The sequence below is a fragment of the Massilia jejuensis genome (genome assembly GCF_042656795.1).
Taxonomy (GTDB): Bacteria; Pseudomonadota; Gammaproteobacteria; order Burkholderiales; family Burkholderiaceae_D; genus Telluria; species Telluria jejuensis.
Genome location: NZ_JBHSMS010000062.1, coordinates 12,743 through 26,763, shown reverse-complemented (window position 1 = coordinate 26,763; position 14,021 = coordinate 12,743). Strand labels below are relative to the sequence as shown.

The window sequence follows — 14,021 nt, the reverse complement described above, 5'->3', positions numbered from 1 at the left end:
GCTAGTTCGTCCTCATCATGGTGAGCCGCGCGCTCAAGGCCAGCGCGGCGTGGTCGGCGTCGGAAAACGGCAGTTTCTTGCCCTTGATTTCCTGGTAGGGCTCGTGGCCCTTCCCGGCCAGCAGGATCACGTCCTGCTTGTTCGCCTGCTTCACGGCGGCCAGGATCGCGGTGGCGCGGTCCTCGATCGCCTGGTGCTGCGCGCCTGCGTCCATGCCGGCCACGATCTGGGCGATGATCGCGCCCGGCTCTTCGCCGCGCGGATTGTCGCTGGTGACGAGCACGAAATCGGCCGCCTGGGCGATCGCGCCCATCTGCGGGCGCTTGCCCGGATCGCGGTCGCCGCCGCAGCCGAACACGCACCACAGCTGGCCGCCGCGTTCGGTCGCCACCTGGCGCAGCGCCTGCAGGGTTTTTTCCAGCGCGTCAGGGGTGTGCGCGTAATCGATCACGACCAGCGGCGCATCCTGGCCGCCGACCTGCTGCATGCGGCCCGGGGCCGGCAGCAGCGCTTCGATCGCCTCGACGGCCGCCGTCAGTTCCACGCCCTTGGCCAGCAGCGCGCCCAGTACCGCCAGCGCATTGCTGATGTTGAACTGGCCGACCAGCCGGGTCTTGACGAGCATGCTGCCGCCCGGGGCCTGGAGCTGGAATTCGGAACCGGCCGGGCGGCTGCGCTTGTTCGCCGCGCGCAGGATCGTCACGCCCTCGATTGCCGGTTGCGCCGCTTCGTCCTCCAGCGTGTAGCCGGTGACGGCCAGCGCCGGACTAGTCGCGCGCAGGCGCGCCACCAGGCGCTGTCCGGCCGGGTCGTCGAGGTTGACGACCGCCGTTTGCAAGCCGGGCCAGGCGAACAGCTTGGCCTTGGCCGCTTCGTAGCTTGCCATGTCGCCGTGGTAGTCGAGGTGGTCGCGCGTCAGGTTGGTGAAGATCGCGACGTCGAAATGCATGCCGGCGGTGCGTTCCTGCTCCAGCCCGATCGACGACACTTCGATGGCCAGCGTGCGCGCGCCCGCTTCGCGCACGGCCGCCAGGCGCGACGCGAGCAGCACGGCGTCGGGCGTGGTATAGCCGGTGACCTGGAAGGTCGGTTCGCCGCGGCCCTTGAACATGGCCACCCCCAGCGTGCCGATGACGGCGGCGGTCTCGCCGAGCTTGGCGAAGGCCTGGCCGAGCCAGACGGTGCAGGAGGTCTTGCCGTTGGTGCCGGTCACGCCGACGGTGAACATGTCGGCGTCGGGTTGGCCGAACACGGCGTGCGCGATGACGCCGGCCTGGGGCTTAAGGCCGGGTACGGCCAGGTGCGGCACGGTAAACTCCTCGTCCCAGGCGAAATCGCGCGGATCGTAGACGACGGCGGCGGCGCCGGCGTCGATGGCAGCCTGGATAAAACGGCGGCCGTCGCCGGCGTCGCCCGGATAGGCGAAGAAGACGTCGCCCTGCTCCACCTGGCGCGAGTCGGATACGAGTTTGCCGCCCGGTGCGGCGGCGACGATCCATCGTGCGATGTCTCGCTTGCCGATGTCGCGCTCACTTGCTGTCATCACAAACTCTCCTCGAGTGGAATTTCAGGAATGATGATGTCGGTAACCGACGAATCGGGCGGAATGTTGTCGGCCCTGAGCGCGCTGGCCGCCAGGTCGGCGAAGGTCGGCGCGGCCACGCCGCCGCCGGTGTGCACGGCGCCTCTCGGGTCGTCGATCATCACGGCGATCACGAAGCGCGGTTTCGACATCGGCGCGATGCCCACGAAGGAACCGACATAGCTGGTCTGCGAGTAGCGGCCGTCGACGATCTTTTGCGCGGTGCCGGTCTTGCCGCCGACGCGGTAGCCGGCCACCTGGGCGCGCGAGGCCGTCCCTTCCGGGCTCACCACCGATTCGAGCATGGTGCGCACCTGGGCCGCCGTCTTCGGCGAGATGATCTGCTGGCCGGCCGGCTCTTCGTCCAGCTTCACGAACGAGAGCGGGATCATGTCGCCGTTGCGGGCGAAAATCATGTACGAGCGCGCCATCTGCAGCAACGAGACCGACAGGCCGTGGCCGAAGGCCATGTTCGCGTATTCGACCGGACGCCAGGATTTCCATGGCCGCACGCGGCCGGCGGCCGGACCCGGGAAGCCGAAGCGCGGGGCCTGGCCGTAGCCGAGTTTCGTGTACAGCTCCCACATTTCCTGCGGCGGGATCATCTGCGCGATCTTGATGACGCCGACGTTCGACGACTTCTGGACGACGCCGCTGGTGGTCAGCATCGGTTTCGGGTGCGAGTCGCGCATCGTGCGCCCGCCGATGGTGATGCGTCCGGAACCGGTATCGAACACCGTGTTCGGAGTGATGATCTTCTTTTCCAGGCCCAGCGCGACCGTGAACGGCTTGATGATCGAACCCGGCTCGTAGGTATCGGTGATGACGCGGTTGCGCAGCTGTTCGCCGGTGAGCTTCTTGCGGTCGTTCGGGTTGTAGGTCGGGTAGTTGGCCAGCGCCAGCACTTCGCCCGTGTGCACGTCCAGCACCACGGCGGCGCCGGCCTTGGCGTTGAACTTCTCGACCGCGTTCTTCACGCTGGTGAAGGCGATGTACTGCAGCTTGCTGTCGACCGAGAGCGTGAGGTCCTTGCCGTCGTGCGGCGCGCGCGAAAAGCCCAGGTCTTCGACGATGCGGCCCAGGCGGTCCTTGATCACGCGGCGGCTGCCCGGCACGCCGACCAGGGATTTTTGCTGGGCCAGCTCCATGCCTTCCTGGCCCACGTCTTCGACGTTGGTGAAACCCACCATGTGGGTCATGACTTCGCCCTGCGGGTAAAAGCGCTTGTATTCCTTGCGCGTGTCCAGGCCGTTGATCTTGAGCTTGTCGATCTTGGCGATGATGTCCATCTCGACCTGGCGCTTGAGGTAGACGAAGGTACGGTCCGAATCGAGTTTCTTGCGCAGTTCCGATTCCGGCATCTCGAGCAGGCGCGCCAGCTCGGCCAGTTTTTCCGGCGGCGAGGACAGCACGTCCTCGGGAATCGCCCAGACGGCTTTCACCGGCAGCGAGGAAGCCAGCACCTGGCCGTTGCGGTCCATGATCTTGCCGCGCGTGGCCGGCAGTTCGAGCGTGCGCTCGTAACGGCTCTTGCCCTGCTTTTGCAGGAACTGGGTCGACATGGCCTGCAGCCACAGCGCGCGCAGGCCGAGCGCGGCGAAGGCGGCGAACAGCACGAACAGCATCAGGCGCGAGCGCCAGTCGGGCAGGCGCACGGCCAGCACCGGGCTTTTCGAGAAGGCCATGCCTTTCGAGGCGGCCACGCGCCCGGTGGTAAACGGCTTGTCGCGTTTCATCGCGCGCCCTCCGCCGTCAGGTACTGGGTGCGGGCCGGGGTCAGCGGCGCCATGTTCAATTCGGTGCGGGCGATCTGTTCGATGCGCTCGCTCTTGCCCAGCGTGGACTGGTCGAGCTGGAGCTGGGCCCAGTCGATGTCGAGCTGGCGCGAAGCCTGCTGCAGGCGTTCGAGTTCGATGAACAGGTGGCGCGCCTGGTAGCGGGCGTTAACGAGGGTCAGGCCGCACGCGATCAGGCCGGCAGCCAGCACGATGTTGAGCTTGTTGCTCATCGCATTGCGCCCTTCGCCACATCCTCCAGGCGCTCGGCCACGCGCAGCACCGCCGAGCGGGCGCGCGGGTTGGCCGCCACTTCCTCGCTCGACGGCTTGATCTTGGCGATCAGTTTCATCTGCGGCTGCGGCAGGTCGACGGCGCGGATCGGCAGGCGGCGGTCCGGTTGCGGCAGCTTCGCTTTACCGGCGAAAAATTGTTTGACCATGCGGTCTTCGAGCGAGTGGAAGCTGATCACGGACATGCGCGAGCCGGGCGCGAGCATGGCGTAGGCGGCCGTCAGCCCTGCCTCGAGGTCCTCAAGCTCTTGATTGACGAAAATCCGGATAGCCTGAAAGGTACGGGTGGCCGGATCCTTGCCTTTTTCCCGAGTCTTGACCGCGTCTGCCACGATTGCGGCAAGCTGGCGTGTGCTTGAAATTGGTTCGACTGCCCGGCGAGCAACAACCGCCTTTGCAATCTGAAAAGCAAACCGTTCTTCCCCATAATCCCGTATCACCTTTTCCAGTTGTTGTTCGGTCGCCGTGGCTATCCATTCGGCGGCCGAGAGTCCGCGTGTCGTGTCCATCCGCATGTCGAGCGGGCCGTCGTTGCGGAAGCTGAAGCCCCGCGTGGCGTCGTCGACCTGGGGCGAGGAAATGCCCAGGTCGAGCAGGATGCCGTCCACGTGCGACACGCCCTGGGCGGCCAGCGCCGTTCCCATGGTGGCGAAGCTGTCGTGGACGATCGAAAAGCGTGGATCGGTGATCTGGGCGGCGGTGGCGATGGCCTGCAAGTCCTTGTCGAAGGCGACCAGGCGCCCGTGCGGGGCCAGGCGCGACAGGATCAGCCGGCTATGGCCGCCGCGGCCGAAGGTACCGTCTATATAGAGGCCGCCCGCGCGCGCGCCGGTCAGGTCGAGCGCGTCGACCGCTTCTTCGAGCAGTACCGTGCGATGCAACAGTTCGGGCACCGGAGTGGCAATCGTCATCCGTGCCTCAGAAAGAGAAATTCGAAAGGCCATCGGGCATGCCGCCGGCGATGGCGGATGCTTCATCGGCGGCCAGCCTGGCGGCATCCCAGATCTCGAAGTGGCTGCCCATGCCGAGCATCATCACTTCTTTTTCCAGGCCGACAGCGGCGCGCAGTTCGGGCGAGATCAGGACACGGCCGGCGCTGTCGATCTCGACATCGCAGGCGTTACCGAGGAAAATGCGCTGCCAGGCGCGGGCCGACATGGGCCAGGCGGCAATCTGCTCGCGGTGGGTTTCCCAGACCGAGCGGGGGAAAAACAACAGGCAGCCGTGCGGATGGCGGGTCAGCGTGAGGCGTCCTTCGCATTGCAGCGCGAGGGCGTCACGATGCTTTGCCGGAATCGACATCCGGCCCTTCGCATCGAGATTGATCGCAGACGCGCCTTGAAACACGTAGATACCTAGCTTTGGAGAGTTATCAGTTTAGTTGTTTTGCGCGCCGGGAGACCTGAATTTCTCCCACAAAACTGCACTTTTTCACACTGATTCCCACTTTAGAGGAAGCGTTGTTACTGGTCAAGCGAATTCCCGTAGGAAAAATCCGAATTTTGCTAATGAAATGAAGGACTTAGCGCGCATCGCTGAAGTATGGTCGCGTTAAAATCTCTCGGAAAATTAAGCACTTAGGTAAATGTGTGAAAGTCTTACCTCATCTAGACAGGTCAGCGCGATCGTTGCAATCTGGAAAATTTTTTCGCATCGATCGTTCCGGCGGGACCCTCCCGCACGGCACAGCGGGAAATTGCGGATTCATGCGGGACGGGTTAGGATTTCTCATCGCCCGCTGTTCGGCGAACGCGGGCCGAAGTTGGTGATATAGCAAGGAGATGATGGTGAGCCTCACGATCGCCCGAACCCGTGCCGTGTACGATCTGCTCGACGTGCAGGATGCGCTCGAGCGTAGCCGCGGACGCTCGCCCGAGCTCGAAGCCTTCTACGAACGCATGCTGGGCGCCGGGCCCGAGCGCTTCGTCACTACCCCCTCCTCGATCGACGCCCTCGCCCCGCTGTTCGAGGAATGCCCGAACTTCGACGCCGTGCTGGACGACCTGGCGCGCTATCTGCGCCTGGCCCATGCCGGCAACAAGGGTTTCAACGTGATGCCGATCCTGCTGCTGGGCGACCCCGGGGTCGGCAAGACCCATTTCGCCAAGCGCCTGGCGCGCGCGATGGGCACCGATTGCGAATTGATCAGCATGAACGCCCTCTCCGCCGGTTTCGTCATCACCGGCAGCTCGGCCAGCTGGCGCGGCGCCAAATGCGGCAAGGTGGCCGAGCGCCTGGTACGCGGCCAGTATGCCAATCCCGTGGTCGTGCTCGACGAAGTCGAAAAGGCGAGCGGCTCCTCGCAGTCCGATCCGCTGGCCGCCCTCTACCAGTTGCTGGAGCCGGAAACCTCGAAGGCGTTTCGCGACGAATTCATCGACGTCGAGATCGATGCCAGCCAGATCTTCTGGGTGCTGACGGCCAACTCGACCGAGGGCATCCCGGCCCCGCTGCTCAACCGCATGGCCGTCTACGACGTCCCGGCGCCGACCCCGGCGCAGGCGGCCGGCATCGCCCAGCGCATCTATGCGGCGCTGCTGGTGGAATTGAACTTGTCCGGCTTCGACACCCAGCTGGCCGACGCCGTGCTCGACCGGCTGGCGCCGGTCGCGCCGCGCGACTTGCGCAAGACCCTGCTCGACAGCCTGGGCTACGCGGTGGCCGAGGGGCGCGGCCATGTGGCGCCGGGCGACGTGCGGCTGCGGGTGCCGGCGGGGCGCGGGCGAATTGGCTTCTAGAGTCAAAAACACATCGATTCCCGAGCGGGTACTTATAATGGGGCGATACCGTCCACCAGAGAGCCTCATGACCGAATTCGCCTTCACGCCTCCTGCGCCGCCCTCGCTTGCCGTATTCGGCAGCAGCGCGCGCTTCCCGATCCGCCGCGTGTTCTGCGTCGGCCGCAACTACGCGACCCATGCGCGCGAGATGGGGAGCGATCCGGAGCGCGAACCGCCCTTCTTCTTCGCCAAGCCGGCCGACGCGCTGGTGCCGGCCGAAGGCGCCCTGCGCTATCCGCCGGCCACCAGCGACCTGCACCACGAGATCGAGCTGGTCGTCGCCCTGCGCTCGGGCGGCGCCGACATTCCGGCCGACGAGGCCCTGGCCAAGGTGTGGGGCTATGGCGTGGGCATCGACCTGACCCGGCGCGACCTGCAGGCAGCGGCCAAGGAAGCGGGCCGGCCGTGGGACATGGCGAAAGGCTTCGATGCGTCGGCGCCCTGCACGCCGCTGCGCCCGGTAAGCGCCTTCGGCCACCCGTCCGAGGACGCCTGCATCCGCATCCTGGTCAACGGCGAAGTGCGCCAGGACGGCTGCCTGAACGAGATGATCTGGCCGATCGCCGACATCATCAGCCATCTGTCGCGCCTGGTGACGCTGGCGCCGGGGGATGTGATCTTCACCGGCACGCCGGGCGGGGTCGGCGCCTTGAAACCGGGCGACCGGGTGCATGGGGAAGTGGCGGGCGTGGACGAATTCGACCTGGAGATCGTCGAAAGATAAGTCCGGATACTCACCCGGACACTAACGTGTCGTCGTCTGCCGGCTCCGGCGCCCGGTGCGTCGGTCGGGCTTGCCGCATTCACGTCGATTTCCGGTGTCAGTGCTCGGCCCAGCCCTTGGCATGCTCGACCGCGCGCGCCCAGCGCGCCCGCAGCGCGGCGCGCAGGTCGGACGCCATTTCCGGCTCGAAGCGGCGTTCGACCTTCCACAAGGCGCCGATTTCCTCGCGCGAGGCCCAGAAGCCTTCGGCCAGGCCCGCCAGGTAGGCCGCCCCCAGCGCCGTCGTTTCGGTCACCAGCGGACGCACCACCGGCACGCCCAGCAAGTCGGCCTGGAACTGCATGAGCAGGTCGTTGCGCGCGGCGCCGCCGTCGGCGCGCACTTCCATCACCGGGCAGGCGGCATCCTTTTGCATTGCCGCCAGCAATTCGGCGCTCTGGTAGGCGATCGCTTCCACCGCCGCGCGCGCGACGTGCGCCGCGGTGGTGCCGCGCGTCATGCCGACGATCGTGCCGCGCGCATACGGGTCCCAGTGCGGCGCGCCCAGGCCGACGAAGGCCGGCACCAGCATCACGCCGCCGGAATCGGGCACCGAGGTCGCCAGCGCCTCGACCTCGCTCGACTCCTTGATGATGCCGAGGCCGTCGCGCAGCCACTGCACCGTGGCGCCGCCCATGAACACGCTGCCCTCCAACAGGTAATCGGTGCGGCCGTCGATCTTCCACCCGATGGTCGCCAGCAGCCGGTTGCGCGACACCGGCGGCACATAGCCGGCGTGCATCAGCATGAAGCAGCCGGTGCCATAGGTGTTTTTCACCATCCCCTTGTCGTAGCAGGCCTGGCCGAAGGTGGCGGCCTGCTGGTCGCCGGCGATGCCCGACAGCGGGATCGGCCGGCCGAACCATTCTTCCATCGCCATGCCCACCCGGTCCGAGCTGCGCACCACTTCCGGCAGCATCGCCGCGGGCACGCCGAACAGGTCGAGCAGGAAGGGATCCCAGCGCATCGTGTGGATGTTGTAGAGCATCGTGCGCGAGGCGTTGCTGACATCGGTAACGTGGCGCCCGCACAGCTTGAAGGCGAGCCAGCTGTCGATGGTGCCGAAGCACAATTCGCCGCGTTCGGCGCGTGCGCGCGCGCCGGGCACGTTGTCGAGCAGCCATTGCAGCTTGGTGGCGGAAAAGTAGGCGTCCAGCTCCAGGCCGGTGCTGCGGCTGATCTGGCGTGCGTGGCCCGCTTCGCGCAGGCGGTCGCAGGCGCCGGCGGTGCGCCGGTCCTGCCAGACGATGGCGCGCGCGACCGGGTCGCCGCTGGCGCGGTCCCAGACGACGGTGGTTTCCCTCTGGTTGGCGATGCCGATGGCGGCGACCTGGGAAGCGGGGACGCCGCTGCCGGCCAGCACCTGGCGCGCACAGGCGAGCTGGCTGTTCCAGATATCGAGCGCGTCGTGCTCGACCCAGCCGGGCTGCGGAAAATGCTGGGGAAATTCCTGCTGGGCGCAGGCGAAGACCTGCCCCTGGCGATCGAACAGGATGGCGCGGGAACTGGTCGTTCCCTGGTCGAGAGCAAGGACGTATCGAGGCACCTGGGTCCCCTTGCGCAAAATAATCAGTGTAAAGCAGGCCGATAGGCCGGATTCTGTGTAGTGGTCTCCCTTGCGGGACGCCCCTATGACAGCCATTCCTCTAGGCGCCGAATTACTCCGGCGCTCAAGCTTCCTACCCGCACGCTCCGCGAGCAACATCAACGCGTGCCTATTTGGAATTGCTCCGAGTGGAGGTTACCGCGTTTCACCGTAACTGAATACGCTCGTCTCTGTGGCCCTGTTCCTCGCCTTATACCCGGGCTTGCACCCGGGCTTTCGGCGGACGGCCGTTAACCGTCACCCTGCTCTATGGAGTCCGGACCTTCCTCCCGCCGGCACCTTGGGAGTGCCAGCCAGCGGCTGTCTGGCCTGCTTCACGGTCGACATTGTAACCGATAGGGGTCATGGCCGCGATTTCTGAAATTTGGTGTCGCCATTTGAAAAGCCCGGGCCGCATCGATTGCATAGAATGCCACGATGCCGGCCTGGCCCGGCCCAACCTCCAAGGATGACCGACACATGACGCACCCTTCCCGTACCGGCGGCCAGATCCTGGTCGACGCATTGCACATCCACGGCGTCGACACCGCCTTCGGCGTGCCCGGCGAAAGCTATCTCGACGTGCTCGACGCACTGCACGATTCCGAGATCCGCTTCGTCGTCAACCGCCAGGAAGGCGGCGCGGCCTTCATGGCCGAGGCCTACGGCAAGCTGACCGGCAGGCCAGGCATCTGTTTCGTCACGCGCGGTCCGGGCGCGACCAACGCCTCGATCGGCGTGCACACCGCCTATCAGGACTCGACGCCGATGATCCTGTTCATCGGCCAGGTCGGCAACGACTTCGTCGACCGCGAAGCCTTCCAGGAAATCGACTACCGCCGCATGTACGGCGAGATGGCGAAATGGGTGGCGCAAATCGACCGCGCCGACCGCATCCCCGAATACATCGCGCGCGCCTTCCAGGTCGCCACCAGCGGCCGTCCGGGCCCGGTGGTGCTGGCGCTGCCGGAAGACATGCTGGTCGAGACGGCGCAAGTGGCCGACACCCGCCGCTACCAGCCGGTGCAGGCCGCGCCCTCCCCGGCCCAGATCGAGACCCTGCGCGGCATGCTGGCCGAGTCGCAGCGCCCGATCGTCCTCCTCGGGGGCGGCACCTGGAATGCGCAAGCCTGCGCCGACCTGCAAGCCTTCGCCGAAGCCAACGCGCTGCCGGTGGCCTGCACCTTCCGCTTCCAGGATTTATTGGACAACGCGCATCCGAACTACATCGGCGACGTCGGCATCGGCATCAATCCGAAGCTGGCCGCGCGCGTCAAGCAATCCGACCTGGTCATCGCCATCGGCCCGCGCCTGGGCGAGATGACGACCGGCGGCTACACCCTGCTCGCCTCGCCGGTCCCGGCCCAGCGCCTGGTCCACATCCACGCCGATCCCGAAGAACTGGGCAGCGTCTACCAGGCCGACCTGATGATCGCCAGCGGCGCGCCGCAGGTCAGCGCGATGCTGGCCGCCATGGAGCCGGTCGACGCCGGCGCCTGGCGCCACACGGTGGCCGAGGCGAAGTCCGACCTGGCCGCCTTCCAGGCGCAGCCGCCGGTCTTCGCCGACGCTGCCGATTCCACCCCGGCTCCGCTCGACCTCTGGCAAGTGGTGCAGGACCTGATGGCCGCGCTGCCGCGCGACGCCATCGTCACCAACGGCGCCGGCAATTACGCCTCCTGGGCGCACCGCTTCTACCGCTACGGCGGCATGCGCACGCAGCTGGCGCCGACCAACGGCGCCATGGGTTACGCCGTGCCCTCGGGCGTGGCGGCGAAGATCGTCGAGCCGCGCCGCACCGTCGTGACTTTCGCCGGCGACGGCGAATTCATGATGACCGGCCAGGAGCTGGCCACCGCCGTGCAGTACCGGGCGGGCGTCGTCATCCTCGTCTTCAACAACAGCATGTTCGGCACGATCCGCATGCACCAGGAAAAAACCTACCCAGGCCGCGTCTCGGGCACCACCCTGCACAATCCGGATTTCGCCGCGCTGGCGCAGGCCTATGGCGCGCACGGCGAGCGCGTCGGCAAGACGGCCGACTTCGCTCCGGCCCTGGAGCGGGCGCTGGCGCATGCGAACGGCAAGGGCTTGCCGGCGCTGATCGAGCTGCGCTACGACGGCAACCTGATCACGCCGAACGCCACGCTGGAGACCTTGCGCCAGGCGGCGCAGGCGGCGAAAGCAGGTTGACGCCCCGGTTTCCATCCGCAAGCCCCTGCCCGCCAGGGGCTTCGTCGTGGTAGGCGGGCCGGACCGCTGCTAAAAATTCGGCAATTTATTTTCTAAAACTTCAGTTCGGTTAGAATCCTCCCTTTCAGCTCATTTGAGAACGCATCCGCAAGGGGTGCCTTTCGAAGGCGGCCTGCCGACTGGAAACACCCAGGCATGCGCTGGCTGTTCGTCTGCTCCTCCCGACAATAATGCAACGTCCCGCTACCTTACCCCTATACAGCCGCTACCGTATCCTTGCCGTCTGCATCCTGGCCCTGCTTGCCGCGGCCGGCGCCGAAGCCCTGCGCTGGACGCGTGCGGCGCCCTCGCCGGCCACGCTGACGGCGCCGGCAAGCGATGCCAGCGGACGGGTGGTCGTGACTGAACTGTCGAGGTCGCTCATTCCGATGCCGGACAATACGCCCTCGGCGCACGCGAGTTCGCTCGCAAAAATACCGGGCGGCATGCTGGCCTTCTGGTGGGCCGGCAGCCGTGAAAGCGGTCCCGACGTCAAGGTCTACGCGGCCCGCTCGCGCGACGGCAAATGGAGCGCGCCCTGGGAAGTGGCAAGCCGCGATTCGCTTGGACGGGCGCTCGGCTTCGGCGTGCGGCGCATCGGCAACCCGGTCGCCTGGACGGCCCCGGACGGCCAGGTCAACCTGTATGTGGTGGCCACCGGCCTGGGCGGCTGGGCCGCCTCGCGCATCGTGCACCTGGTTTCGCCCGATGCCGGCGCCAGTTTCACCGTGCGCCGCCTGCTCCCCCTCTCGCCCCTGCTCAATACCAGCGTGCTGGTGCGCAATGCGCCGATCGCCTTGTCCGACGGCGGCTGGTGGCTGCCGGTGTACTTCGAACTCGGGATCAAGTATCCGATGCTGATGGCTTTCGACGCCCAGGGCGAGCCGACCCGCCTGCAGCGGATCGGGGCGCGCATGTCGACGCTCCAGCCCGCGCTGGTGCCGATGTCGGACAAGGAAGTGCGGGCCTGGATGCGCGATGCGAGCGCCGAGCAGCGGGTGCAGCACGCCTACAGCCACGATGGCGGCGCCAGCTGGAAAGACTTGCCGGCGCTCGACTTGCCCAATCACAGTACCTCGCTCGCGGCCACCCGCCTGAGCAGCGGCGACATCCTGATGCTGCACAACCATGTCGCCGCCGGCGGCTCCGCGCGCAGCATCCTGCGCCTGTCGATCTCGAAAGACGGCCACGCCTGGCGCACGATCGACGACATCGCCAGCGGCAAGGCGGGCGATGAATTTTCCTACCCGGCCATGCACCAGTCCGGCGACGAATTGCACGTGACCTATACCCACCAGCGCCAGGCGATTGCCTACCACGCCTACCGTATCCGGATCGGGGACGAGATCTGATGCAGCTGCCCGATCTCGCCTGGCAAATCGTCTACGGAAGGCTGGGGTGGACCGCCGTGCTGGCCGCCCTGCTGCTGGCCCTGCTGCCGCGATCATGGCGGCTGCCGCGCTCCGCGGCCGTCCTGGTGCCGGCCGCCTGCGGCTTGCTGATGGCGCTGCCCGGCAAGGCCTCGCCCGCGTACTGGCTGGGCCTGGCGCTCCAGTATCCGAGCGGCCTGCTGCTGGGCCTGTGCCTGCTCAGCCTGTGCGCGCGCTGGCGGGGCGCGGCCCCGCGCAGCTTCATGTCGACCCCGCTCGCCGCCGTTCTCGCCGTGGCGGGCACGGCGCTGTACCTGGACGCGATCGGCTGGCTCTCGCTCGGGCTCTACCATGCGGGCTTCGGCCCGACCGCGGCGCCGGCCCTGGCCCTGCTTGGCGCGGCCGGCTGTGCGCTGGCGCTCCTGCGCGGGCATGGCGGGCGCGAAGCCCCGGCCCTGTTCGGCGCATTCGTGTTGTTCAGTCTGCTCCGCCTGCCGACCGGCAACCTGTGGGATGCGGTCCTCGACCCGCTGCTGTGGGGCTGGGCACTGGCGGCGCTGTGCAGGCGCGGCTGGCGCCGCGCGGTCCGCGCCCCGCAGCGCGCGGCTTTGCCCATCGAACCATTTTCAATCAGTAAGGAGCAAGTGCGTGACAAATAAGAAATGGCAGTCACATCCCGTCATCCTCATGGCGGTCGCCATCAATGTCTTCCTGCTGGCACTTGCCTTGGCATGGTCGGGACCGGATGCCAAGGCACTGTGGCGCCTGCTGGGCGAGGACGGCATCGTCGAATGGTTGCAATTTCTGTGCTTTACGGTCATTGCCGGCATGCTGGCCTTTGTCTTCGCCGAACGCCGCCACGATCCGGCCACCTCGGCCTTCGCGCTGCTGGTGCTGGCCGGCCTGAGCGCGCTGGTGGCGCTGGCCGCCCTCGAAGAGATCAGCTGGTTCCAGCGCGTGCTGAAGGTCGCCTCGCCCGAGTTCTTTGTCGAAAATAACCGTCAGGCCGAAACCAACCTGCACAACCTGGCGATGGGCAGCGGCAGCCTGCACAAGACGGTGCTGCTGAAACTGATCCTGATCGCCGGCCTGACCCATAATCTGGTGCTGCCCTTCCTGGCGCGCTCGCGCCCGGCCCTGCGGCACTGGATCGAACGGATGGGCCTGTACCTGCCGCCGCTCGGCGCTTCCATCGTCTACGTGGTGCTGGTGGCATTGTCGCACCTGCTGATCGAGCATCCGCGCAAGGGCGAACTGGGCGAGACCTTCGGCGCCGTGCATTATCTGGCGACGGTGTTCTATGCGTATTTCGCCGGTTTCAGTTACGACAAGCCGGCCCTGTTCGAGCACGGCGCCACCGGCCGCCGCGTCGCCATCCTGTTCGCGATGGCGATGGGCTTCCTGCTGCTGGTGGCATGGCTGCTGAGCGCGGGCGCGGGCGCCGCCGGCGCCTGACGACGCGACCCGGCGTGCACGTGCACGCCGCTCCCCGCGCCCGGCACGGGCGCCGCCGAAAGTTCCCCCCGCTTTCCCGGCTCGCCAGGCAGCCTGCATACCCCCACACCCCTGCCCGATTGTTAAAAGCACCATTTTGCCGAACAGGCTATGCTGTTCGACGGGCATGCTGGCGCGGCTTGCGAA

12 protein-coding genes and 1 other RNA gene are annotated in these 14,021 nt (G+C 66.9%); 6 read left to right on the top strand and 7 right to left on the bottom strand.

The annotated features are described in order from the left end of the window. Position 1: 1 nt before the first annotated feature. From ACFPOU_RS18870 to mraZ, 5 genes are read right to left on the bottom strand one after another with little or no spacing between them, the layout of a single operon-like run. The gene (locus ACFPOU_RS18870) at positions 2 to 1,543 is read right to left on the bottom strand and encodes a UDP-N-acetylmuramoyl-L-alanyl-D-glutamate--2,6-diaminopimelate ligase (protein WP_379724943.1); all 1,542 of its coding nucleotides are present in this window, start codon (positions 1,541 to 1,543) and stop codon (positions 2 to 4) included. Continuing rightward, complete coding sequence (locus tag ACFPOU_RS18865; RefSeq protein ID WP_379724808.1) at positions 1,543 to 3,318, bottom strand: peptidoglycan D,D-transpeptidase FtsI family protein; 1,776 nt, start codon at positions 3,316 to 3,318, stop codon at positions 1,543 to 1,545. The genes ACFPOU_RS18870 and ACFPOU_RS18865 overlap by 1 nt, the downstream gene beginning before the upstream one ends. Continuing rightward, positions 3,315 to 3,590: a cell division protein FtsL gene (gene ftsL, locus ACFPOU_RS18860; RefSeq protein WP_379724805.1), complete on the bottom strand. Its 276-nt coding sequence runs from the start codon at positions 3,588 to 3,590 to the stop codon at positions 3,315 to 3,317. Before ftsL ends, ACFPOU_RS18865 begins: the two co-directional genes overlap by 4 nt. Further along, positions 3,587 to 4,561 carry a 16S rRNA (cytosine(1402)-N(4))-methyltransferase RsmH gene (gene rsmH, locus ACFPOU_RS18855; RefSeq protein ID WP_379724940.1) on the bottom strand — a complete coding sequence of 325 codons (975 nt, stop codon included), beginning with the start codon at positions 4,559 to 4,561 and terminating at the stop codon, positions 3,587 to 3,589. Before rsmH ends, ftsL begins: the two co-directional genes overlap by 4 nt. A gap of 7 nt (positions 4,562 to 4,568) precedes the next feature. Further along, positions 4,569 to 4,997, bottom strand: a complete 429-nt coding sequence (mraZ, locus tag ACFPOU_RS18850; RefSeq protein ID WP_379724802.1) for a division/cell wall cluster transcriptional repressor MraZ — start codon at positions 4,995 to 4,997, stop codon at positions 4,569 to 4,571. A gap of 440 nt (positions 4,998 to 5,437) precedes the next feature. Between mraZ and ACFPOU_RS18845 the strand changes: the two genes are divergently transcribed. Further along, positions 5,438 to 6,388: an AAA family ATPase gene (locus ACFPOU_RS18845; RefSeq protein ID WP_379724799.1), complete on the top strand. Its 951-nt coding sequence runs from the start codon at positions 5,438 to 5,440 to the stop codon at positions 6,386 to 6,388. Between the two features lie 67 nt (positions 6,389 to 6,455). Beyond that, entirely contained in the window at positions 6,456 to 7,154 is a 699-nt protein-coding gene (locus tag ACFPOU_RS18840; RefSeq protein WP_379724796.1) for a fumarylacetoacetate hydrolase family protein, read from the top strand. Between the two features lie 97 nt (positions 7,155 to 7,251). Here ACFPOU_RS18840 and glpK read toward each other — a convergent pair whose 3' ends face one another. Both glpK and rnpB read right to left on the bottom strand, forming a co-directional pair. Beyond that, entirely contained in the window at positions 7,252 to 8,739 is a 1,488-nt protein-coding gene (gene glpK, locus ACFPOU_RS18835) for a glycerol kinase GlpK (RefSeq protein ID WP_379724793.1), read from the bottom strand. A gap of 26 nt (positions 8,740 to 8,765) precedes the next feature. Next, an RNA gene (gene rnpB / locus ACFPOU_RS18830) (RNase P RNA component class A) lies at positions 8,766 to 9,115 on the bottom strand. 143 nt (positions 9,116 to 9,258) lie between these two features. On the opposite strand from rnpB, the gene ACFPOU_RS18825 reads away from it, so the two are divergent. The 4 genes from ACFPOU_RS18825 to ACFPOU_RS18810 all read left to right on the top strand — a co-directional run bounded on the left by ACFPOU_RS18825 (position 9,259) and on the right by ACFPOU_RS18810 (position 13,835). Continuing rightward, positions 9,259 to 10,971: a thiamine pyrophosphate-binding protein gene (locus ACFPOU_RS18825; RefSeq protein ID WP_379724790.1), complete on the top strand. Its 1,713-nt coding sequence runs from the start codon at positions 9,259 to 9,261 to the stop codon at positions 10,969 to 10,971. Positions 10,972 to 11,201: 230 nt separating this feature from the next. Further along, the gene (locus ACFPOU_RS18820; RefSeq protein ID WP_379724787.1) at positions 11,202 to 12,362 is read left to right on the top strand and encodes a sialidase family protein; all 1,161 of its coding nucleotides are present in this window, start codon (positions 11,202 to 11,204) and stop codon (positions 12,360 to 12,362) included. Further along, complete coding sequence (locus ACFPOU_RS18815; RefSeq protein ID WP_379724784.1) at positions 12,362 to 13,039, top strand: hypothetical protein; 678 nt, start codon at positions 12,362 to 12,364, stop codon at positions 13,037 to 13,039. The genes ACFPOU_RS18820 and ACFPOU_RS18815 overlap by 1 nt, the downstream gene beginning before the upstream one ends. Then, positions 13,029 to 13,835: a hypothetical protein gene (locus ACFPOU_RS18810; RefSeq protein ID WP_379724781.1), complete on the top strand. Its 807-nt coding sequence runs from the start codon at positions 13,029 to 13,031 to the stop codon at positions 13,833 to 13,835. Before ACFPOU_RS18815 ends, ACFPOU_RS18810 begins: the two co-directional genes overlap by 11 nt. The last annotated feature ends 186 nt before the right edge of the window (positions 13,836 to 14,021 follow it).

Coding starts and splice junctions, on each gene's coding strand:
- ACFPOU_RS18815 (WP_379724784.1), top strand. CDS start 12,362: ATGCAGCTGCCCGATCTCGCCTGGCAAATCGTCTACGGAAGGCTGGGG.
- rsmH (WP_379724940.1), bottom strand. CDS start 4,561: ATGACGATTGCCACTCCGGTGCCCGAACTGTTGCATCGCACGGTACTG.
- ACFPOU_RS18870 (WP_379724943.1), bottom strand. CDS start 1,543: ATGACAGCAAGTGAGCGCGACATCGGCAAGCGAGACATCGCACGATGG.
- ACFPOU_RS18820 (WP_379724787.1), top strand. CDS start 11,202: ATGCAACGTCCCGCTACCTTACCCCTATACAGCCGCTACCGTATCCTT.
- ftsL (WP_379724805.1), bottom strand. CDS start 3,590: ATGAGCAACAAGCTCAACATCGTGCTGGCTGCCGGCCTGATCGCGTGC.
- ACFPOU_RS18825 (WP_379724790.1), top strand. CDS start 9,259: ATGACGCACCCTTCCCGTACCGGCGGCCAGATCCTGGTCGACGCATTG.
- ACFPOU_RS18840 (WP_379724796.1), top strand. CDS start 6,456: ATGACCGAATTCGCCTTCACGCCTCCTGCGCCGCCCTCGCTTGCCGTA.
- ACFPOU_RS18865 (WP_379724808.1), bottom strand. CDS start 3,318: ATGAAACGCGACAAGCCGTTTACCACCGGGCGCGTGGCCGCCTCGAAA.